The sequence below is a fragment of the Stenotrophomonas mexicanensis genome (assembly GCF_032911605.1).
Classification (GTDB): Bacteria; Pseudomonadota; Gammaproteobacteria; order Xanthomonadales; family Xanthomonadaceae; genus Stenotrophomonas; species Stenotrophomonas maltophilia_A.
This window is the reverse complement of the sequence record NZ_JAWJTG010000026.1, coordinates 1-20,060: the sequence shown is the minus strand read 5'-3', so window position 1 is coordinate 20,060 and position 20,060 is coordinate 1. Positions and strand designations below refer to the sequence as shown.

The window sequence follows — 20,060 nt, the reverse complement described above, 5'->3', positions numbered from 1 at the left end:
TCGATTACGCGCGTAATCGGGTTGTCGATTACGGATGTAAACCATGACCCCGATCAGCGAAGCCGAAGCCGTTGTGATGGAGGTGCTATGGCAGCAGGCACCGCGTAGCGCCGATGACGTGGTCGCCGCACTGGCCCACCGTGACTGGGCCGAGCCGACCATCAAGACCCTGCTCAACCGCCTGCTGACCAAGGGCGCGATTACTGCCGAGCGCGATGGCCGGCGCTACCTGTACCGGCCGCTGCTGCAGCGGCAGGCCTGGGTGGAGGCGCAGAGCCAGGACTTCATTGGTCGTGTCTTCGAAGGGCGCGTTGCGCCGTTGGTTGCGCACTTCAGCGAACGCGGCCAGTTGAGTGCGCAGGACATCGCCGAACTGAAGAAACTGATCCAGGAGCTGGACCATGACTGAGCTGCTCGATGGGTTGTGGCAGGCCAGCCTGTGGCTGGCGGTGGGCGCGGTCCTGCTGGCGGTGATGCGGCCGCTGCTGGTGCGATTGGGGGGCGCTGGTCTGGCCTACCGCAGCTGGTGGCTGCTGCCGATGCTGGGGGCATCGTTGCTGCTGCCGCTGCCGCAGGTGGCACTTCTGGAGCATGTGCCAACGCTGCCGCTGAAAGTGGTACCCGGCGCCGTCGAAGGCATGGCAGGGCAGTCGTTGCCGTGGGCCGGGCTGTTGCTGCTGGCATGGATGCTGGGGGCGGTCCTTTGTCTGCTACGCGATCTACGTGCGCAGCGGCGCTTTGAACGTGGCATGGGCCAACTGTGTGCACGCGCCGATGGCAGCTGGCAGGCCAGCGCTGATCCCGGGCTGCCCGCGCTGGTCGGCCTGTGGCGTCCGCGCATCGTGGTAGGCCCGGACTTCGACCAGCAGTTCACCGCACAGGAGCAGGGCCTGATCCTGCAGCACGAGCGCAGCCACCGTCGCAATGGCGATCACTGGGCCAATGGGGCGCTGCTGATGGCACGCGCGGTGTTCTGGTTCCATCCGCTTCTGCCGTGGGCCTCCCGCCGATTCCTGCGTGACCAGGAGCTGGCCTGCGATGCCCGCACCATTGCCCCGCAGCCTGCGCTGCGCGGTCTCTACGCCAGCACGCTGCTGAAGGCGCAGCTGGTCCATCCGGTTGCGCCAGCGGTCTGCCATTGGCGCAGCCAACCCGTGTTGAAGGAGCGTATCGCCATGTTGAAGCAGTCCAAGCGGAAGGCATTGCCGTGGGTGTCGGGGCAGGTGCTGGTGGTCGGGTTGTGTCTGGGAATGGGAGCGGTGGCGTGGGCCAGCCAGGGTGGCGCGACGGGCGTGCCGTCGATCAGCGTCGAGCCGTTCGAACATGCTGAAGAAGATGCGGCCAAGGCGGGGCTGGACCGTCCGATCCAGGTCGACAAGATGCCGCCACCGTCCTATCCGAAGTCCGCCATCGAACAGCGCCAGGTGGGCGTGGTGAACCTGCGCGTGGACGTGGATGCCAACGGCCATCCGACTGACGTCCAGGTGCTCAGTGCAACCAATCCGGGTGTGTTCGATGCGGTGTCGATCGCCGCTGCGCGGAGCTGGACCTATCGTCCGGCGATGAAGAACGGAAAGCCCGTTGCAGGGGCTGTGAAGATTCCGATCACCTATGCCATGGACAACACCGAGGACTCCCAGTGAAGTCCGCGCCGCTGTTGATGATGGCGGCGCTGTTGGCAGGGTGCGCGACCCAGGATCGCCTGACCACCGTTGATACCCGCAGCGAGAATGTCGGCCATCAGCGCCTGCAGCCGCAGACCGGTGGCGGCAGTGGGCAGCTGCAGGCCTATTCGCTGGGCGCGAGCGAGGGCTACCGGATGCCGCAGTTGTACGCGGCGCCGGATCCGGAGGTCGGTGATCGTGACCCGCGTGCGGAGCTGGCACCGACCACCATCTGCCTGCAGGTGGTGGTTGATGCACAGGGCAGTGTCGAACGCAGCGTGCCGCTGACCGATCGCCCTGAGTGCGCGGCAGGTGCTGCAGGCGAGAATGCGCCCCTGCTGCAGGCGGCGCAGGAAGCCGTGGCGATGTGGAAGTACTCGTCCGCAGCGGTCTGCCACTTCGCGGCTGGCAAGGTGCCTGCCGACCGTGGCGACTGTCGCGGCGCCGAGCGCGTCGAGCCGGTGGCGGTCACCCTGCAGTATGCCTTCACCTTCGAGATCGTGAAGGGACAGCACGTGGTGCGTACGCAGGGAAAATGACCGCTTGCGATGACCGGGGCAGCGCCGGGCCATGCCCGGCGAGCGCAGCGGCGTGGATCAGGCCCCGCCCTGGATGTTGGCCTTCACCGCGGGCTGCATCAGCTTGGGTTCTTCCAGCGTCGCATCGCGTGCCTGGCGCACGCTGACGAACTCCGCCTCGGCCACGCCGTCATGCACGTGGATGTTGTGTGCGCGCTGTTCGCCGATGGTGGTTTCGTTGGCGAATGCACGACCACCCGGACCGTAGTCGTGGCAGACGAACACGCGGGTCGCATCGGGCAGGGCCAGCAGGCGCTGGATCGAACGGTACAGCTGCGCGGCATCGCCACCCGGGAAATCGCAGCGGGCGGTACCGCCGTCGGGCATGAACAGCGAGTCACCGGTGAACAGCGCATCGTCGATCAGGTAGGCGATGCTGTCGCTGGTATGGCCGGGCACGGCGATCACCTGACAGCGCAGTTCGCCCAGAGCAAAGGTTTCGCCATCGCTGAACAGGTGATCGAAGATCTCATCGGCCGCAGGAAGCTGCAGGCCGTAGCGCGGTGCGAAGGTGGCCTGCACCGCGCGGATGCCTTCGCCGATGGCCAGCGTGGCCTCCGGGAAGCGTTGCTTGAGATGGCGCCCACCCGATACGTGATCGGCGTGGGCGTGGGTTTCCAGCAGCCAGCGCAGCTGCAGGCCCTGTTGTTCGATGGCCTCCAACGCGGCATGCAGCGGCGCTTCACTGCTGGCGTCGGTATCCGGGTCGTAGTCCAGGACTGGGTCGATCAGCGCCGCTTCGCCGCTGGCCGGATCACTGACCAGATAGCTGAAGGTATTGCTGTCACGGTGGAAGAACGACTGCACCTGGACTGACATTGGAACGCTCCTCAGCGCGTGCCGAGCACGCGGTTCAGCAACTGCGCCAGGTTCTCACCGGCCAGTCGCAGCTGCGCTTCGGCCAGCGGCCGGTAGCGCTCGGTGTATTCGTCACCGATTTTACGCGTGGCCGGATAAACGCCAGCTTGCATGGAAATGTGGCAGCTGGCCTCGGCCCACGTCTGCGGGTCGCGCTGCGGGTTGGACTGGCGCGCCAGCTTCGGCGCGCGCTGGCTCTGCAGCAGCGGGAGATAGCCTGCGTCGTCCAGCTTGCGGGTGTTGAGCATGCCGCTGTCCCACAGCGAGTGCAGGTTGGTACCGCGGTTGCCGAACTGCAGCTGGAAGTCGTTGCCGCCCTTGTCGTGGGCGTAACCGGCGTGCATCGGCTGGTGGATGTCGCCGACCAGGTGCACGACGAACTTCAGCGCCTGCAGGCGCTCGCCGTCGGTCAGGCTTCGGTCGCCGAGGATGGCGCTCTGTGCCTTCAGGGCCTCGACGATGCAGTTGCCGTTCTTGCAGTGCTTCGGTGCTTCGTAGTGGCAGTTGTCTTCGGCGATGTTGACGTAGTGCCAGCCGGCCGAGCGACGGCCCAGGCCCGGGTCTTTGGCGCGCAGCTGGTCGGCCCACGGCGCGATGCTGGCCAGGGTGGCATCCGGTTCGATGGCCAGCAGGCGGTCCACTTCAGCGCGGGCGGTGGGGGTGAGGCGGGCGTCGGCGACTTCGGCGACCAGACGGTGGCCTTGCGCGCCCCAGGCATGGGCGGGGGCGGAGACGGACAGCAGGGCCGGCGCCAGGGCGGCGGCGAGGAAGAGGGAGTGCAGGGCTTTCATGCGCACATTCTAGCGGGGGCAGGTGGATTGAAGAGCGGCGCGTTCCTGTTCCGAAGTGGGAGCGCAGCGGGAGGGGCTCTGCTCCCCGCCTCGCCCCAGCTCCGAAACCGCTTCAGTCCCAGGAACAAAAAAGCCCCGGCAATCACCGGGGCAACATGCTGCGAGGGTTTTGCATGTAGCGGGGGGAGCGGGGGCGAAGCCCCCCCACTCAACACGCCGCTTAGAACTTGAAGACGTACGAAGCGCCGTAGACCAGGGGATCGATGTTGACCGTGCCGATCTTCTCGCCGTTCAACTTCACCTTGCTGTCGATGTCGATCCAGCGCATGTCCACGCGCAGTGCGCCCTTCTCGCCGATCGCGAAGTCCACGCCCGCATGCGCGGCCAGGCCCCACGAATCCTGCAGCTTCAGGCGGCTGTCCTTCAGCGCACCGGTGGTGTCTTCGCTGAAGAAGGTCGTGTAGTTCACGCCCGCACCGATGAACGGCGACACCTTGCCCTTGCTGTTGAAGTGGTACTGCACGGTCACCACCGGCGGCAGCTGCTTGGTGCTGCCCACGCGGCCCAGGCCCTTGATGTTGATGTCGTGCTTGAACGGCAGCGCGGCCAGCACTTCGATGCCCAGGTTGTCGGCAATGAAGTACTCACCGGTGATGGTCGGCTTGACGTCGTTGTCGACGTCGACCTTCAGGGTGTGGTTGGCCAGCCAGCCGTTGTTCGACTTCGGGGCCACCTGGTGCACGCCGGCGGAGAGGGTCCAGTCGCCCTTGGACTGGGCCATGGCCGGGGCGGCGGCGAGGGACAGGGCGGCGGCCAGGCTGGCCACGATCAGGGGGGAGGTCTTGCGCATGGGGGTGATCTCGTTGCTGGGTGGATGCAGCCAGTCTCGGCCTCACTTCGCGCTAACGCTTTGATCCGGATCAAATCCTGTCCGCCGGCCTGCTGCCTGCCGGGGCTGGCCGGCGGTGGCCAGCCCCGGTTTGCTAGACTTGTGGGCCCTATCCATCCCGCCGCACCCGTCGCGGCTGCAGGAGCTTGAGAACATGGCAATCAAGGTTGGTATCAACGGTTTCGGTCGCATCGGGCGTAACGTCCTGCGCTCGGCGGTGCTGAACTTCGGCGACGACATCGAAATCGTGGCCATCAACGATCTGCTGGAGCCGGACTATCTGGCGTACATGCTCAAGTACGACTCCGTGCACGGCCGTTTCAAGGCTGACGTGGCGGTGCAGGGCAACGACCTGCTGGTCAACGGCAAGAAGATCCGCCTGACCCAGGAACGCGACCCGGCCAACCTGAAGTGGAACGAAGTGGACGTGGACGTGGTGATTGAATCCACCGGCCTGTTCCTGACCAAGGAAACCGCGCAGAAGCACATCGATGCCGGCGCCAAGAAGGTCATCATGTCGGCTCCGTCGAAGGACGACACGCCGATGTTCGTCTACGGCGTGAACGACAAGACCTACGCCGGCCAGGCGATCGTCTCCAACGCGTCGTGCACCACCAACTGCCTGGCCCCGCTGGCCAAGGTCATCAATGACAAGTGGGGCATCAAGCGTGGCCTTATGACCACCGTGCATGCGGCTACCGCTACCCAGAAGACCGTCGATGGCCCGTCCAACAAGGACTGGCGTGGTGGCCGCGGCATCCTGGAGAACATCATTCCGTCGTCCACCGGTGCGGCCAAGGCCGTCGGCGTGGTCATCCCGGAACTGAACAAGAAGCTGACCGGCATGAGCTTCCGTGTCCCGACCTCGGACGTGTCGGTGGTCGATCTGACCGTCGAGCTGGAAAAGGAAGCCACCTACGCCGAGATCTGCGCTGAAGTGAAGGCACAGAGCGAAGGCCCGCTGAAGGGCATCCTGGGCTACACCGAAGACAAGGTCGTGGCCACCGATTTCCGCGGCGAGACCTGCACCTCGGTGTTCGACGCCGAAGCCGGCATCGCCCTGGACGGCACCTTCGTCAAGCTGGTCACCTGGTACGACAACGAGTGGGGCTACTCGAACAAGTGCCTGGAAATGGCCAAGGTCGTCGCCGCCAAGTAAGGCTGGCCAAGATCGCGCACGGACCCCGGCCTGGCCGGGGTTCGTCGTTTATGGGGCCAGCCCTGTCGTAGCATGGGGCGGTCGACCGCTGCCGCTGGGGCGCGGGATTGCAATGGAAGCATGCAATGGAAGCATTGATAGCCCTGGTGGTACTGGTTCTGCTGGCCATCCCGCTGCTGCTGGTGGTAGCGCTGGTGATGATTGCCGGCCTGCGCCGCCGTGTGGCCGCGCTGGAAGGTGCCTTGGCCGCCGCGCCTGCCGCCCGCCCGGCTGCAGCCGAGCCTGCACCGGAACGGGCTGCGCCCATGCCTGCGGCCAGTGCCGATCCACCGTTCCTGCGGCCGGTGGCGGCTGCCGCGCCGCCTCCCCCCCAGCCAACGCCGCCGCCGGTGCACGAACCGGTGCCTGCGGCAGCGGAGGCGCCGCGCCCGGTCACGCCACCGCCGGTGCCACCCGTGCCAGTGCAGCCGCCGTTGCCTTCCGAACCGACGCTGCCGAACTTCATCGAGCGCGGCATCGGAGCGGTCAAGCGCTGGTTCACCGAGGGCAACGTGCCGGTCAAGATCGGCATGCTGGTGCTGCTGGCCGGTGTTGCCGCGCTGTTGAAGTACGTCAGTGACCAGGGCTGGCTGGTGCTGCCGATCGAGCTGCGCCTGGCCGGTGTCACCGTGGGTGCGCTGGGCCTGCTGGCGTTCGGTTGGCATCAGCGCGAGCGCCGGCGCTTGTTCGCACTGGCGCTGCAGGGCGGTGCCATCGGCGTGCTGCTGCTGACCATCTTCGCCGCGTTCAAGCGGTTCGAGCTGCTCAACCCCGGGTTTGCCTTCGCCAGTTCGATCGCGCTGGTGGCCGGGCTGTGCGTGCTGGCGGTGGTGCAGAACTCGCGCACGCTGGCGGCGCTGGGCATCCTCGCAGGCTTCATGGCACCGCTGTGGCTGTCCACCGGCAGCGGCAACCACGTGGGGTTGTTCAGCTACTACGCGGTGCTCAACGCCGGCATCTTCGCCATTGCCTGGTTCCGGCCGTGGCGCGCGCTGAACCTGCTGGGCTTCGCCTTCACCTTCGGCATCGGTACGTTCTGGGGCGTGCTGCAGTACGCGCCGGACAAGTTCAGCAGCACCGAGCCGTTCCTGCTGCTGTTCTTCGCCTTCTACCTGCTGATCCCGCTGCTGTACGCACGCCGGCAGCCCGCCGGGCGGCGTGACCTGGTCGACGGCAGCCTGGTGTTCGGTACGCCCTTGGTCGCCTTCTCGCTGCAGGCCGGCATGCTGCACGAGCAGCCGATGACGCTGGCGCTGTGCGCACTGGGCCTGGCGGCGATCTACGCCGTACTGGCGCGGGCACTGATTGCGCGCGCGTCGTACACCGTGCTGGCGCAGTCGCATGCGGTGCTGGCGGTGGGCTTCGCCACGCTGGCGGTGCCGCTGGCCCTGTCGGCGCGTGCCACCGGCGCGGTGTTCGCGCTGGAAGGTGCAGGCCTGGCCTGGCTGGGCCTGCGCCAGAAACGCTGGCTGCCGCAGGTGTCCGGTGCGTTGTTGCAGATGGGCGCGGCGTTCGCTTTCGTGGCCGGTGGCGATCACTGGCATGAGGACCTGCGCTTCCTGCTCAACCCGACCGCGATCGGTGCACTGCTGCTGGCCGTTGCCGGCTTCGCGTCGGCCTGGAGCTACCAGCGCAGGCAGCGCCACGAGATTGCCCTGGTCTACTACCTGTGGGGCCTGCTGTGGTGGCTGGGTGGCCTGGTGCACGAGATCACCCGGTTCTTCCCGTACCGCACCGAAGTGGATGCACTGCTGGTGCTGGCTGCCGTTACCGCATGGCTGGCCGCCGAAGTACAGCGGCGCCAGCCGGCGCGCGCGCTGGGGATGACCGCGCTCGCGATGCTGGCGCTGGGCTTCCCACTGGCGCTGATACAGAGCGACGCGCACCATCAGCCGTTCGCCGGCTACGGCGCGCTGGCCTGGGCGGTGTTCGCGGTGCTGGGCGTGCGCACGCTGCTGTGCCTGCGCCAGGGCGGCAATACCGTGGCACGCATCGCGCAGTTCCTGTGGTGGCTGCTTTGGCCGTCGCTGCTTTCGCTGCTGGCCCTGTGGGGCGGTGGCGAGGCCGGGCTGGCACAGGGCTGGACCACGTTGCTGGTGACGCTGCCGTGGCTGCTGATGGCAGCGCTGTCGCTGTGGCGCTGGAATGCGCTGCGCTGGCCGCTGGGTGCAGCGTTCGATCGCGTGCGCCAGCCGCTGCAGTGCGTGCTGTTCGGCCTGTTGTCGATCGGCTGGCTGTCCGGCCAGCTGTTGCCGGGCGATGCTGCGCCGCTGCTGTGGCTGCCGGTGCTGAATCCGGCGGAGATCGGGCAGTGGCTGAGCCTGCTGCTGCTGGCGCGTTGGCTGTACAGCGATCAGGCGCCGCAGGCGCTGCTGGGTATCCGCATGCCGCTGCTGTCACTGGCAACTTTCGTCGCGCTGACCAGCGTTGTGCTGCATGGCGTGCATCAGTGGGGCGGCCTGTCGTGGAACGCGTCGATGATGCGCTTCAGCCTGGCGCAGACCAGCCTGACCGTGCTGTGGAGCATGCTCGGCGTGATTGCCTGGGTGTGGGGCTCGCGCCGTGGCCAGCGCGTGCTGTGGATGGTGGGTGCGGTGCTGATGGGCGTGGTGCTGGCCAAGCTGGTCATCGTCGATCGCCAGCACCTGGGCAACCTGCTGGGCATCGCATCGTTCATCGCTTACGGCCTGCTGTGCACGGTCGTGGGTTATCTGGCACCGGCACCGCCGAGCGCGGCGCCGACCGTGGAGGAAAAACAATGAAGACGTGGAGCAGGGCGCTGCTGCCGGCGATGTTCGGCATGCTGGCCGCCGTCACCGCACAGGCCGCCGATTACCGTACCCAGTACGCCGAGCAGTGGCCGCTGACGTTGTCCAGCGCACAATCGGGTGCCTACCGTGTCGTGCTGGAACCGGCGATCTACCGTCGCGCCGGTAGTGCGGACCTGGGCGATGTGCAGGTGTTCAATGCCGCCGGCCAATCGTTGCCGTCGGCATTGCTGGCGCCGGACCAGCCGCTGGCACAGCCGCCGGTGCAGCGTGAGCTGCCGTGGTTCGCGTTGCCGCCGCTGGCCGAAGCGCAGCGCAACGACCTGCAGTTGCTGACCGAGCGCGATACCGATGGCCGCGTGCGCCGGGTCGAGGCGCGTGTGGGTGGTGGTGCGGTAGCGAACGGGCAGGGCGGTTGGCTGATCGATGCCAGCGTGCTCGGCCAGCAACCATTGGCGGCGCTGGTGCTGGATTGGGCCGACAGCGGACAGCCGCTGCAGGCGCAGGTGCAGCTGGACGTCAGCGACGACCTGCAGCACTGGCGTGCGATTGGCCGCGACATTCCGCTGGTGGATCTGCAGCGCGCCGGCAAGCGCCTGCTGCAGCGCCGTCTGCAGGTGGATGGTGAAGCGCGCTATCTGCGTGTGCTGGCGCAGGGCGATGCCCGTCTGCCAACGCTGCGCAGCGTACTGGCCGAGCTGCCGCCGGCACCGGCCACACTGCCGTGGGAGTGGCTGTCGCTGGAACCGACCTCGAAGCGCAAGGGCGAATACACCTTCGAGATGGATGGCCGCTTCCCGGCGGCGCGTGCTGACGTGGCCAGCACCGACAACAGCCTGGTGCAGTGGACATTGTTCAGCCGCGATGACGAGAGCGCGGAATGGCAGCGCCGTAGTGCACCGTGGATTGCTTATCAGCTGCAGCAGGGCGCGCAGGGCCAGCGTCAGCAATCGGCTGCGCAGCCGCTGGGCGGTGTGCATCGGGATCGTTACTGGAAGCTGGTAGCGAATCCGGCTGAAACGGCGACGGCTCCAACCCTGCGTCTGGGTTATCAGCCGGAAGTGCTGGTGTTCCTGAGCCAGGGCGCGGCGCCGTATGCGCTGGCGGTGGGCAGCTCGACTGCGCGCCGGATGGAGGCGCCGATCGGTGTGCTGATCGAGGAGCTGCGGCAGCGCAATGATCCGTCGTGGCAGCCGACGCTGGCGCGCCTGGAGGGCAGCCCGGAGCCGCTGGCCGGTGAGTCGGCACTGAAGCCGCAGCACGACTGGAAGTCGTGGCTGCTGTGGGCGTTGCTGGGGCTGGGTGTGTTGGTTGTTGGCGGCCTGGCGGTCAGTCTGCTTCGGCAGAAGCCGGCGCCTTCGGCGTAGGTTCCGGCGAACGGCGCAGCCCCTCGTGGGTGGGGTTGGTCGTGTAAAGCAACAGCCGTGCTTGGCCGGGCGGGTGGGCTGGGCAGGGGACGCCGTGAATCCGTCCCTGGAGGCTTAGCCGCGCCATCCATGGCGCGGATACCCCTGCCCAGCCCACCCGCCCGGCCTCTGACGGTTTCCGTGTGCGTCCACCCACGGAAGAAAAAAATGAAGAGCAAAAGCAAAAGCAGCTTGGCTGCGTGCTTCTTGTAGAGTCGAGCCCACGCTCGGCTGCTCTTCGCGAAACGTCCAGCCGAGCATCGGCTCGGCTCTACATTTTTCTCCGACACCAGAAGTCGCTCTTGCTTCCGCCTTTGCCACCCGCGTCACCTCATGAACCTGTCGAGGCCGGGGTGGTGTGGGCTGGCAGGGGTGTCAGCCGCATGGATGCGGCTGCCAAGCCTCCAGGGACGGATTAACGGCGTCCCCTGCCAGCCCACACCGCCCCGGCCCACCCACAGCATCACAAGGCGCCAGCGCTTTAGGCTGTTGCTGTTGCTGTTGCGCCTCTGCCTGCCGCAGGCATCGGCCCTCCCACCACCCGCACCCGATACAATGGCCGTCTGCCGTAGCCCGGCATCCCGTCCCTGAGCCAAAGAGTTGCCCATGTCCATCGTCCGCATGACCGACCTCGACCTCTCCGGCAAGCGCGTGCTGATCCGCCAGGATCTGAATGTGCCGATCGAGAATGGCCGCATCACCTCCGAACAGCGCATCACCGCTTCGCTGCCGACGCTCAAGCGCGCGCTGGAGCAGGGCGCGGCGGTGATGGTCACCTCACACCTGGGGCGCCCGAAGGAAGGCGTGTGGAGCGAAGCCGATTCGCTGGCGCCGGTGGCCCAGCGCCTGTCCGAGCTGCTCGGTCGCGAGGTTCCGCTGGTGCGCGACTGGGTCGACGGTGTCGACGTGCAGCCGGGCCAGCTGGTGCTGCTGGAAAACTGCCGCATGAATGTCGGCGAGGGCAAGGACGATGAAGCCCTGTCGAAGAAGTACGCCGCCCTGTGCGATGTGTTCGTGATGGATGCCTTCGGTACCGCACACCGCGCGCAGGCCTCGACCCATGGCGTCATCCGCTTCGCCCCGGTGGCGGCCGGTGGCCCGCTGCTGATGGCCGAACTGGACGCGCTGGCGCAGGCGCTGGATGCACCGGCCAAGCCGCTGCTGGCCATCGTCGCCGGCAGCAAGGTCAGCACCAAGCTGGAACTGCTGGCCAACCTGGTCGGCAAGGTCGATCAGCTGATCGTCGGTGGTGGCATCGCCAACACCTTCATCGCTGCCGCCGGCTACAACGTCGGCAAGTCGCTGTACGAGCCGGACCTGCTGGACACCGCGAAGAAGATCGTGGCCGATGCCAAGGCGCGTGGCGCCGATATCCCGCTGCCGGTGGACGTGGTCACCGCCAAGCAGTTCATGCCGGACGCGGTTGCCGAAGTGAAGGCGGTCGACGCCGTTGCCGAAGACGACCTGATCCTGGACATCGGCCCGCAAACCGCGGCGCAGTACGCGCAGCTGATCGGGAAGGCCGGTACCGTGGTCTGGAACGGTCCGGTCGGTGTGTTCGAATTCGAGGCCTTCAGCAAGGGCACCGAAGCGCTGGCCCGTGCCATCGCCAGTTCGCCGGCATTCTCCATCGCCGGTGGCGGCGACACCCTGGCCGCGGTCGACAAGTTCGATATCGCCCAGCAGGTCAGCTACATCTCCACCGGTGGTGGCGCGTTCCTGGAGTTCCTGGAAGGCAAGACCCTGCCGGCGGTGGCCGCACTCGACGCGCGCGGCGCATGAGTGCCGATCGCAGCAAGGATGTCCTGTTCTTCGACCTGGACGGCACGCTGATCGATTCGCAGGTGGGTATCACCGCCTGCATCGCCTATGCGCTGCAGAAGATGGACCATCCGGTGCCACCGCAGGAGACCCTGCTGGGCTGGATCGGTCCGTCGCTGCGCACCACCTTCGCGCCGCTGTTCGGTGAACCGGCGCGGGTGGAACAGGCGGTGGGCTACTACCGTGAGCGCTTCGACGTCGAGGGCTGGCGCGAGCACACGGTGTACCCGCAGGTGGAAGACACCCTTCGCACGCTGCATGGTCGTGGCCATCGCCTGGCGGTGGTCACTGCCAAGAACGAGCCGCACGCGCGCCGCATCCTTGCCCACCTGCCGTTCGGTGGGCTGTTCGAGGAGATCGTCGGTTCAACCCTCGATGGCTCGCGCAGCCACAAGCCGGAACTGGTCGGTGAGGCGCTGCGTCGGCTGCAGGTGCAGCCCGCGCAGTGCTGGATGATCGGCGACCGCCGCATGGACATTGAAGGCGCGCGTCACCATGGCCTGCGCAGCGTCGGTGTGTTGTGGGGCTTTGGCGGTGAGGCCGAACTCACCGAAGCCGGTGCCGGGCAGCTGGCCCGTGAGCCGGCGCAGCTGGAAACGCTGCTGGCGTGATGCGCCGTTGATCGGTAGCGCCGGGCCACGCCCGGCGCCACCACCACCCTGCGCCAGCGTATGTCCGGCCGATGTCCGTTCGATGACCCGCGAAGTCAGGCCGCACAAGGCTGTAACCGTATACATGCGGCGTGAAGGATGTGCTAATTTCCGTTCTTTATCGGGAGAGGCCCATTCACCATGTTCGAGCGTCAGCGTCGCACCAAGATCCTTGCCACCCTCGGTCCGGCCACTGATCCGCCGGGCGTGCTGGAGGATCTGTTCCGCGCCGGCGTCAACGTGGTGCGCCTGAACTTCAGCCATGGCGATCCCTCCGGCCAGGCCAAGCGTGCTGCCGAAGTGCGCGCTGCCGCGGCCCGCGTGGGCGTGGAAGTCGGCATCCTGGCCGACCTGCCGGGCCCGAAGATCCGCATCGAGCGCTTCGCCGAAGGCAAGGTACAGCTGAAGGCGGGCAACCGCTTCGACCTGATCGCCAGCACCAGCGCCGGCCCGGGTGACGCCACCCAGGTGGGCGTGAGCTACCTCGGCCTGCCGCAGGACGTGGGTCCGGGCGATGTGCTGCTGCTCGACGACGGCCTGATGCAGCTGCAGGTGGTGGAAGTGCAGGGCGAACGCATCATCAACACCGTACTGAACGACGGTGTGCTGTCCGACCGCAAGGGCCTGAACAAGCAGGGCGGTGGCTTGTCGCTGGGCGCGCTGACCGAGCGCGACAAGGAACTGATCGGCATCGTCGCCAAGATCGGTGTCGACTTCATTGCCGTGTCGTTCTGCCGCAATGCGCAGGACATGAACGACGCGCGTGAGATCGCCCGCTCGCACGGCTGCGATGCCGCGCTGGTGTCGAAGATCGAGCGCACCGAGGCGATCGAGAACCTGGAAGAGATCGTCGAGGCCAGCGACGTGGTGATGGTGGCCCGTGGCGACCTCGGCGTGGAAATCGGCGATGCCGAACTGCCGGGCCTGCAGAAGAAGATCATCAAGGCCTCGCTGGCGCAGAACAAGGTGGTGATCACCGCCACGCAGATGCTGCAGTCGATGGTCGAAAGCCCGATCCCGACCCGTGCCGAAGTGCTGGACGTGGCCAACTCGGTCATCGATGGCACGGACGCGGTGATGCTGTCGGCCGAGACCGCTGCCGGTGCCTGGCCGGTCAAGGCCGTGGAAGCGATGGCGCGCATCTGCCTGGGTGCAGAGCGCCAGTTCCAGACCGAGACCGACTTCAACGCCTCGCCGCGCAACCTGGAACGTGCCGACCAGGCCATTGCCATGGCCACCATGTTCCTGTCGCAGCACGTGGGCGTGCGCGCGATCGTGGCGATGACCGAATCCGGTGGCACCGCCCGCTACCTGTCGCGTTTCCGCGCCAAGGCGCCGGTGTTCGCGGTCACCCGCCACGACGGTGCACGCCGCCAGATGGCGCTGATGCGCGATGTCTACCCGATCAACTTTGACAGCCGTGGCCTGACCCCGCGTGAAGCCGCACGCGGCAGCATCCGCCTGCTGGTGGAAGCCGAACTGCTGCAGGCCGGTGACCGCGTCGTGTTCACCAGCGGTGAGCACATGGAAACCCTGGGCGCGACCAACACCCTGCGCCTGCTGGAAGTGGGCGAAGACGGCCGCGCCAGCGGCCTGGGCGATCTGTAAACCCTGGCGGCCCCGGGTCGGAGCCGCTGCGCGGGTCCGACCCGGGGTCAGATCTCCGAAGGGGGCGTGACCCGGCGCAACAGGACATCGCCTGTCCGGTGCGGACATTGGAATCGTTTCCAGACTGCCCTGCACGTCGGTGCAACGGGCGGCGGGGCTATACTTACGTTTTTCCCGCACCCGCCACAGGAAGTACATGAGCATCGAACAGCTGGCTGAAACCGCCCAAGCCATGGTTGCCCCGGGCAAGGGCATCATCGCGATCGACGAATCCACCGCTACCATCGCCAAGCGTTTCGCTGGCGTGGGTATCGAGAACACCGAGGAGAACCGTCGTGCCTACCGCGAACTGCTGCTGACCACGCCGAAGCTCAACGAGCACATCTCCGGCGCCATCCTGTTTGACGAAACCATCCGTCAGTCGACTAAGGACGGCGTGCCGTTCGCCAAGTACATGGCCGACCACGGCATGATTCCGGGCATCAAGGTGGACAAGGGTGCGCACCCGCTGGCCGGCTGCCCGGGCGAGCTGGTGACCGAAGGCCTGGACGGCTTGCGCGAGCGCCTGCAGGAGTACTACAAGCTGGGTGCGCGCTTCGCCAAGTGGCGTGCGGTGATCAACATCGGCGAAAGCATTCCGTCGGGCACCTGCATCGAGTCCAACGCCCACGCGCTGGCCCGCTATGCCGCCCTGTGCCAGGAATGCGGCCTGGTGCCGATGGTCGAGCCGGAAGTGATCATGGACGGCGACCACGACATCGAGACCTGCTACGAAGTCACCGAAGCCACCCTGCGTTCGCTGTTCGATGCCCTGTACCAGCAGAACGTGCTGCTGGAAGGCACCATCCTGAAGGCCTCGATGGTCATCTCCGGCAAGGGCTGCGATGAGCAGGCCGACGTCGAGGAAGTGGCCGAGTCGACCGTGATGTGCCTGAAGAGCACCGTGCCGGCCATCCTGCCGGGCGTGGTGTTCCTGTCCGGTGGCCAGAGCGACGAGCAGTCCACCGAGCATCTGAACGCGATGAACCAGCTGGGCAACCTGCCGTGGCCGCTGAGCTTCTCCTACGGCCGCGCCATGCAGCAGGCCGCGCTGAAGCTGTGGGCCAAGGACATGAAGGGCAACTACGCTGCCGCCCAGAAGACCGTGTACGAGCGCGCCAAGGACAACGGCCTGGCCGCGCTGGGCAAGTGGAACGGTTGATCCGTCCCATCGCAGGATGAACAGGGCAACGCCGGCATCACGCCGGCGTTTGCTTTTGCGGGTATCGTTTCCGCCCCCACGCACCGGGCCGGTGCGCGGGACATACATGGAAGGCCAAGGAGAAAAAACATGCGTTTGGCAGCAATCACACTGGCCGTCGCCACGGTCCTGATCGCCGGCGGTTGCAACCGCATCAGTGGCGGTGGTGACGCAGGCAAGGCCGCGTCACTCGATTTCGACAAGCCGGTGTCCGGCGAGATCACCTCGCGCAGCGGCATCAACTTCAACGACGGCAGCCATCACCAGCTGTACCAGATCAAGCTGGAAGACAGGGAGCTGGTCGGCCTGAAGCTCACCGGCGCACTGACCGGTTCGATCGCCGTGTTCAACAACGGCAGCCTGGTGTCCACCAGCAATACCGGTTACGAACGCGAAGGCGATGTCTCGCTGGCCTTCCGTGCCAACGGTGGCGGCACCTACCAGGTGGCGGTCAACGCCAACGGTCCGAGTGCCTTTGGTCCGTACCGCCTGCGCGCCGAGAAGCTGAAGCCGTACGACGGCAAGCCGCTGGTGGGCAGTGGTGAGATCGTCGACATGCTGGCCAGCAACTCGCAGGACTACACCCTGCAGGTGGAGAAGGCGGGCCTGTACGAGATCCGCCTGGTCTCGGATGTCTTCGATCCGGTGCTGAAGCTGTCCGGCCAGGGCGTGGATGCCGAGAACGATGATGGCGGCGACAGCACCAACTCGCGCCTGAACCTCTCGCTGAAGCCGGGCAAGTACACCCTGACTGCACGCGGCCTCGGCGACGGCGTCAATGGCATGTTCACCCTGTCGGCCACCCGCATTGAACTGCCAGGCAACCTGGTGGATCGCGATGGCACGGCACTGCCGAAGTCGGGCAGCGCGTACACCATGCTGGACAACGAAGGCCGCCGCCGCTTCCTGCTGACCCTGGATCGTCCGGCCGACGTGCGCCTGGATGCGATTTCCAGCCAGGTCGATACCGTGCTGCGCGTGGTCGGCGGCGTCGTCGAGCTGACCGACGACGACGGTGGCAATGGCACCAATGCACGCCTGGAAGAGACGCTGCCGGCCGGTCACTACACCGTCGACGTGTCCAGCCTGAACAACGGTGCGGGCCTGGTGGAAGTGCGCGTGCAGGTCGAAGGTGCCAGCGCCGACGGTGCTGCTGCCTCGGCCGCACGCGCCGCTGCGGATGCAGCTGCTGCCGTGGCCGATGACGCCGCTGCTGCGGTGGAAGCAGCCAGCCGTTGAGGTGATCCACACGTAGCGTGGATGACCTCAAGGCCGCAACGGGAAAGGCCGGGCAATGCCCGGCCTTTCCTTTTACCGGAAGCGCTGCGGTTCAGTGCGCAGCGGCGAAGCCCGCCTCGCCCAGAGGCGGCAGCATCGACCCGCGCGGTTCGTTGTCCGTGCTTTGTCCCGCGGCGCTCAATGCCTGCTGGTAGGCCTTCGCCGTAGCAGTGTTGAACGCCACCAGCACGATGCGCATCGGCTGTGCATGGCTGCGCTGCCACGCCAGTGTTTCCGTCACTGCGATCTGCGCGGCCTGGTACAGCGGATAGCCATACACACCGCAGCTGATCGCCGGGAACGCGATCGACTTCACGCCCAGCGACTCGGCCAACTGCAGCGATTTCCAGTAGCAGTTGGCCAGCAATGCCGGTTCGTCGCGCTGGCCGTCGTGCCAGACCGGGCCCACCGTGTGCAGTACATGCCGCGCAGGCAATGCGTAAGCGTCGGTGGCGCGCACTTCGCCGGTTGGGCAACGCACGCCCGGACGCAGCTCCGGCAACTGCTCGCACTCGGCCAGCAATGCCGGCCCGGCAGCGCGATGGATCGCGCCGTCGACGCCGCCGCCGCCGAGCAGTGTTTCATTGGCCGCGTTGACGATCGCATCCACCGCCAGGGTCGTGATATCGCCCTGCCAAACTTCGATCTTCATGCGTCCGTCTCCTGCCTGTGAGGTGTTCCGCGCAGCATCTGCGCCGGCTGTTCCCACGGTAGGGGACAGGGCATCGATACTGCGTCATGACCGTCTCACGCGCTGCGATCCGACGGCCTTCACGCACGATGGCGGGCGACGCCTTCACGCAGGCTGAAGCAGAAAGGGGGAGGTGGCGAAACGGTAGCGCCGGGCCATGTCCGGCGGATGGTGAACGAAGCGAATGCCGGAAACAGCAACGCCGGGCATGGCCCGGCGCTACCTTGAACGAAACGGGATCCGACCCTGGGCTCACGGCAGGCCGGCCAGCCAGTCGTCGTCGGAACCCTCATTCACATCGGCGAACAGCGGTGTGGAGAAATAGCGCTCGCCGGTATCGGGCAGCATTGCCAGGATCACCGAGCCCGGTTCAGCGCGGGCGGCCACGTCCAGCGCGCTCGCCACGGTGGCGCCGGCGGAGATGCCGACGAAGATGCCTTCCTCCGCAGCCAGGCGACGCGCGGTGGCGATCGCGCGGTCATCTTCGACCGAGACCAGTTCGTCCACCACATCGCGGTTGAGCACGTCCGGCACGAAGTCCGGGGTCCAGCCCTGGATCTTGTGCGGCTTCCAGTCATCGCCCTTCAGCAGCGCGGCGCCGGCCGGTTCGGTGGCGATGATGCGGGTCTGCGGGCGCGCGACCTTCAGCACTTCGCCCACGCCGGTAAGCGTGCCACCCGTGCCCCAGCCACTGACGAAGTAGTCCAGCCGCTTGCCGGCGAAGTCGCGCAGGATCTCGGCAGCGGTGGTGTTGCGGTGGTAGGCCGGGTTGGCCGGGTTGGCGAACTGGCTGGCCAGGAACCAGCCGTGCTGCTCGGCCAGCTCGGCCGCCTTGCGCACCATGCCGCTGCCGCGCTCGGCGGCCGGGGTCAGGATCACCTTGGCACCGTAAGCGCGCATCAGCTTGCGGCGCTCCACCGAGAAGGTCTCGACCATGGTGGCCACGAACTTGTAGCCGCGCGCGGCGGCGACCATCGCCAGTGCCACGCCAGTGTTGCCTGAAGTGGCTTCGACAATGGTGTCGCCCGGCTTGAGCAGGCCGCGTGCCTCGGCGTCGAGGATGATCGCCAGCGCCAGACGGTCCTTCACCGAACCGCCCGGGTTGAACGACTCGACCTTGGCGTAGACGCTGACCTGCGGGGGCGCCAGGCGCTGCAGCCTGACGATGGGGGTGTTGCCGACGGTATCGAGGATGGAGTCGTACAGGGCCATGGAAGCGCTCCGGAAACGGGGCCGCGCCGGGCTTCGGCGGGCGAAGGGGGAGGGCTGGCTGTTCAGGCCAGCGGCTGCCGGCTGACCGTAGCGCCGGCATATGACGCCCGGAAATGACCAGATACCTTTCTTAAACAACCTTTGGTTATAAGCTGGTGACGGCAATTGACCCTAGAGTGGACCTCCGCCCCACGCCGCCTGCCTCCCATGACGCTGACCCAGCTGCGCTATCTGGTTGCCATCGCCGACGCCGAGCTGAACATCACGCTGGCCGCCTCGCGCGTGCACGCCACCCAGCCCGGCCTGTCCAAGCAGCTCAAGCAGCTGGAGGACGAGCTGGGTTTCCTGTTGTTCGTGCGCAAGGGCCGCAGCCTGGAGTCGGTCACCCCGGCCGGCACCGAGGTCATCGCCCGCGCTCGTGCGGTGCTGGCCGAGGCCAACAACATCCGCACCTACGCGGCCAACCAGCGCCGCGAGAGCCAGGGCCAGCTGATCCTGACCACCACCCACACCCAGGCGCGCTTCGTGCTGCCGCCGGCGGTGGCAGCGATCAAGCAGGCCTATCCCCAGGTGAGCGTGCACCTGCAGCAGGCCGGCGAAGCCGACGCGCTGGACCGCTTGAATCAGGGTGATGCCGATATTGCGATCATCAGCACCGCTGGCGGTGAGCCCACCGATGGCATCGCGGTGCCGCTGTTCCGCTGGCGGCGCCTGGTGGTGGTACCGAAGGGCCACCCGCTGGACCGCGCCGGCCGCGCCCCAGACCTGGCCGCGCTGGCCCGGCAGCCATTGATCAGCTACGAATCCTCGACCCGGCCGAATTCCTCGTTGCAGCGCGCCTTCGCTGCGAACGGCCTGGTGCCGGATCTGGCGCTGACCGCGCTCGATGCCGACCTGATCAAAACCTACGTGCGTACCGGTCTGGGCGTGGGCCTGCTGGCGGAGATGGCGGTCAGTTCCAACGACGAAGACCTGAGGTCGTGGCCGGCCCCGGAGCCGATCACTGAGTGCATTGCCTGGGCGGTGCTGCCTCGCGATCGCGTGCTGCGTGATTACGCGCTGGAGCTGGTGCACGTGCTGGCACCGCAGATCGATCCGCGTGATCTGCGCAGGGTGCTGGATGGCAACCAGGCGGCGGCGTGGCCGGTGCCACCGACGTGGGAGTCACTGACCCAGACCATCACGGTGTGAGGTGGGTCGAGCAGGGCGTGCCGCCCTGCACCCGCGGTAGTGCCGGCCGCTGGCCGGCAACCTCAGAAGCAACGGCAACAGCAACAGCAACAGCAGAAGCTGGCATTGTGTGGGGTGGCGGGGCGGTGTCGGAGTGCGGGGACGCCGCAAGTACATCCCTGTGGCTTGGCAGCCGCATCCATGCGGCTGACACCCCGCACTCCGACACCGCCCCACC

Annotated in this window: 17 protein-coding genes; 12 read left to right on the top strand and 5 right to left on the bottom strand. The window is 66.9% G+C overall.

Going from position 1 to position 20,060, the window contains the following annotated elements:
• Positions 1 to 43: 43 nt before the first annotated feature.
• The 3 genes from R1L06_RS12555 to R1L06_RS12545 are packed head-to-tail and all read left to right on the top strand — an operon-like array spanning position 44 to position 2,203.
• The gene (locus R1L06_RS12555; RefSeq protein WP_014648244.1) at positions 44 to 409 is read left to right on the top strand and encodes a BlaI/MecI/CopY family transcriptional regulator; all 366 of its coding nucleotides are present in this window, start codon (positions 44 to 46) and stop codon (positions 407 to 409) included.
• Entirely contained in the window at positions 402 to 1,643 is a 1,242-nt protein-coding gene (locus tag R1L06_RS12550) for a M56 family metallopeptidase (RefSeq protein WP_317217854.1), read from the top strand. Before R1L06_RS12555 ends, R1L06_RS12550 begins: the two co-directional genes overlap by 8 nt.
• Positions 1,640 to 2,203, top strand: coding sequence for a hypothetical protein (locus tag R1L06_RS12545; RefSeq protein WP_317217853.1), 564 nt, complete (start codon positions 1,640 to 1,642; stop codon positions 2,201 to 2,203). Before R1L06_RS12550 ends, R1L06_RS12545 begins: the two co-directional genes overlap by 4 nt.
• Before the next feature lie 57 nt (positions 2,204 to 2,260).
• Here R1L06_RS12545 and R1L06_RS12540 read toward each other — a convergent pair whose 3' ends face one another.
• The 3 genes from R1L06_RS12540 to R1L06_RS12530 all read right to left on the bottom strand — a co-directional run bounded on the left by R1L06_RS12540 (position 2,261) and on the right by R1L06_RS12530 (position 4,741).
• On the bottom strand, positions 2,261 to 3,061 hold the full coding sequence (locus R1L06_RS12540; RefSeq protein ID WP_317217852.1) for an MBL fold metallo-hydrolase: 801 nt from the start codon (positions 3,059 to 3,061) through the stop codon (positions 2,261 to 2,263).
• Between the two features lie 11 nt (positions 3,062 to 3,072).
• On the bottom strand, positions 3,073 to 3,891 hold the full coding sequence (locus R1L06_RS12535; protein ID WP_317217851.1) for a S1/P1 nuclease: 819 nt from the start codon (positions 3,889 to 3,891) through the stop codon (positions 3,073 to 3,075).
• 220 nt (positions 3,892 to 4,111) lie between these two features.
• A complete protein-coding gene (locus R1L06_RS12530; protein ID WP_317217850.1) occupies positions 4,112 to 4,741 on the bottom strand; it encodes an OmpW/AlkL family protein in 630 nt (209 codons plus the stop codon).
• 193 nt (positions 4,742 to 4,934) lie between these two features.
• Here R1L06_RS12530 and gap point away from each other — a divergent pair, with 193 nt between their 5' ends.
• From gap to R1L06_RS12490, 8 genes are all read left to right on the top strand, one after another.
• Positions 4,935 to 5,939 carry a type I glyceraldehyde-3-phosphate dehydrogenase gene (gene gap / locus R1L06_RS12525; protein ID WP_032127866.1) on the top strand — a complete coding sequence of 335 codons (1,005 nt, stop codon included), beginning with the start codon at positions 4,935 to 4,937 and terminating at the stop codon, positions 5,937 to 5,939.
• 125 nt (positions 5,940 to 6,064) lie between these two features.
• Positions 6,065 to 8,740 carry a DUF2339 domain-containing protein gene (locus tag R1L06_RS12520; RefSeq protein ID WP_317217849.1) on the top strand — a complete coding sequence of 892 codons (2,676 nt, stop codon included), beginning with the start codon at positions 6,065 to 6,067 and terminating at the stop codon, positions 8,738 to 8,740.
• On the top strand, positions 8,737 to 10,113 hold the full coding sequence (locus R1L06_RS12515) for a DUF3999 domain-containing protein (protein ID WP_049422663.1): 1,377 nt from the start codon (positions 8,737 to 8,739) through the stop codon (positions 10,111 to 10,113). Before R1L06_RS12520 ends, R1L06_RS12515 begins: the two co-directional genes overlap by 4 nt.
• A gap of 645 nt (positions 10,114 to 10,758) precedes the next feature.
• Positions 10,759 to 11,934 (top strand): phosphoglycerate kinase, encoded by a 1,176-nt coding sequence (locus R1L06_RS12510; protein WP_032127869.1) that lies wholly within the window; start codon positions 10,759 to 10,761, stop codon positions 11,932 to 11,934.
• Complete coding sequence (locus tag R1L06_RS12505) at positions 11,931 to 12,584, top strand: HAD hydrolase-like protein (protein ID WP_049463104.1); 654 nt, start codon at positions 11,931 to 11,933, stop codon at positions 12,582 to 12,584. The genes R1L06_RS12510 and R1L06_RS12505 overlap by 4 nt, the downstream gene beginning before the upstream one ends.
• Before the next feature lie 180 nt (positions 12,585 to 12,764).
• Positions 12,765 to 14,231: a pyruvate kinase gene (pyk, locus tag R1L06_RS12500; RefSeq protein WP_032127871.1), complete on the top strand. Its 1,467-nt coding sequence runs from the start codon at positions 12,765 to 12,767 to the stop codon at positions 14,229 to 14,231.
• A 196-nt stretch (positions 14,232 to 14,427) separates the two neighbouring features.
• Positions 14,428 to 15,432, top strand: coding sequence for a class I fructose-bisphosphate aldolase (locus tag R1L06_RS12495; protein WP_010481439.1), 1,005 nt, complete (start codon positions 14,428 to 14,430; stop codon positions 15,430 to 15,432).
• A 129-nt stretch (positions 15,433 to 15,561) separates the two neighbouring features.
• Complete coding sequence (locus R1L06_RS12490; RefSeq protein ID WP_317217848.1) at positions 15,562 to 16,710, top strand: ABC transporter substrate-binding protein; 1,149 nt, start codon at positions 15,562 to 15,564, stop codon at positions 16,708 to 16,710.
• A gap of 91 nt (positions 16,711 to 16,801) precedes the next feature.
• On the opposite strand, the gene R1L06_RS12485 is transcribed toward R1L06_RS12490, so the two are convergent.
• Both R1L06_RS12485 and cysK read right to left on the bottom strand, forming a co-directional pair.
• Complete coding sequence (locus R1L06_RS12485) at positions 16,802 to 17,401, bottom strand: O-acetyl-ADP-ribose deacetylase (RefSeq protein ID WP_317217847.1); 600 nt, start codon at positions 17,399 to 17,401, stop codon at positions 16,802 to 16,804.
• 291 nt (positions 17,402 to 17,692) lie between these two features.
• The gene (cysK, locus tag R1L06_RS12480) at positions 17,693 to 18,652 is read right to left on the bottom strand and encodes a cysteine synthase A (protein WP_014038293.1); all 960 of its coding nucleotides are present in this window, start codon (positions 18,650 to 18,652) and stop codon (positions 17,693 to 17,695) included.
• A 207-nt stretch (positions 18,653 to 18,859) separates the two neighbouring features.
• On the opposite strand from cysK, the gene R1L06_RS12475 reads away from it, so the two are divergent.
• A complete protein-coding gene (locus tag R1L06_RS12475; protein WP_043403003.1) occupies positions 18,860 to 19,843 on the top strand; it encodes a LysR family transcriptional regulator in 984 nt (327 codons plus the stop codon).
• Positions 19,844 to 20,060: the final 217 nt, after the last annotated feature.

Coding starts and splice junctions, on each gene's coding strand:
- R1L06_RS12555 (WP_014648244.1), top strand. CDS start 44: ATGACCCCGATCAGCGAAGCCGAAGCCGTTGTGATGGAGGTGCTATGG.
- R1L06_RS12550 (WP_317217854.1), top strand. CDS start 402: ATGACTGAGCTGCTCGATGGGTTGTGGCAGGCCAGCCTGTGGCTGGCG.
- R1L06_RS12540 (WP_317217852.1), bottom strand. CDS start 3,061: ATGTCAGTCCAGGTGCAGTCGTTCTTCCACCGTGACAGCAATACCTTC.
- R1L06_RS12535 (WP_317217851.1), bottom strand. CDS start 3,891: ATGAAAGCCCTGCACTCCCTCTTCCTCGCCGCCGCCCTGGCGCCGGCC.
- R1L06_RS12530 (WP_317217850.1), bottom strand. CDS start 4,741: ATGCGCAAGACCTCCCCCCTGATCGTGGCCAGCCTGGCCGCCGCCCTG.
- gap (WP_032127866.1), top strand. CDS start 4,935: ATGGCAATCAAGGTTGGTATCAACGGTTTCGGTCGCATCGGGCGTAAC.
- R1L06_RS12520 (WP_317217849.1), top strand. CDS start 6,065: ATGGAAGCATTGATAGCCCTGGTGGTACTGGTTCTGCTGGCCATCCCG.
- R1L06_RS12515 (WP_049422663.1), top strand. CDS start 8,737: ATGAAGACGTGGAGCAGGGCGCTGCTGCCGGCGATGTTCGGCATGCTG.
- R1L06_RS12510 (WP_032127869.1), top strand. CDS start 10,759: ATGTCCATCGTCCGCATGACCGACCTCGACCTCTCCGGCAAGCGCGTG.
- R1L06_RS12505 (WP_049463104.1), top strand. CDS start 11,931: ATGAGTGCCGATCGCAGCAAGGATGTCCTGTTCTTCGACCTGGACGGC.
- pyk (WP_032127871.1), top strand. CDS start 12,765: ATGTTCGAGCGTCAGCGTCGCACCAAGATCCTTGCCACCCTCGGTCCG.
- R1L06_RS12495 (WP_010481439.1), top strand. CDS start 14,428: ATGAGCATCGAACAGCTGGCTGAAACCGCCCAAGCCATGGTTGCCCCG.
- R1L06_RS12490 (WP_317217848.1), top strand. CDS start 15,562: ATGCGTTTGGCAGCAATCACACTGGCCGTCGCCACGGTCCTGATCGCC.
- R1L06_RS12485 (WP_317217847.1), bottom strand. CDS start 17,401: ATGAAGATCGAAGTTTGGCAGGGCGATATCACGACCCTGGCGGTGGAT.
- cysK (WP_014038293.1), bottom strand. CDS start 18,652: ATGGCCCTGTACGACTCCATCCTCGATACCGTCGGCAACACCCCCATC.
- R1L06_RS12475 (WP_043403003.1), top strand. CDS start 18,860: ATGACGCTGACCCAGCTGCGCTATCTGGTTGCCATCGCCGACGCCGAG.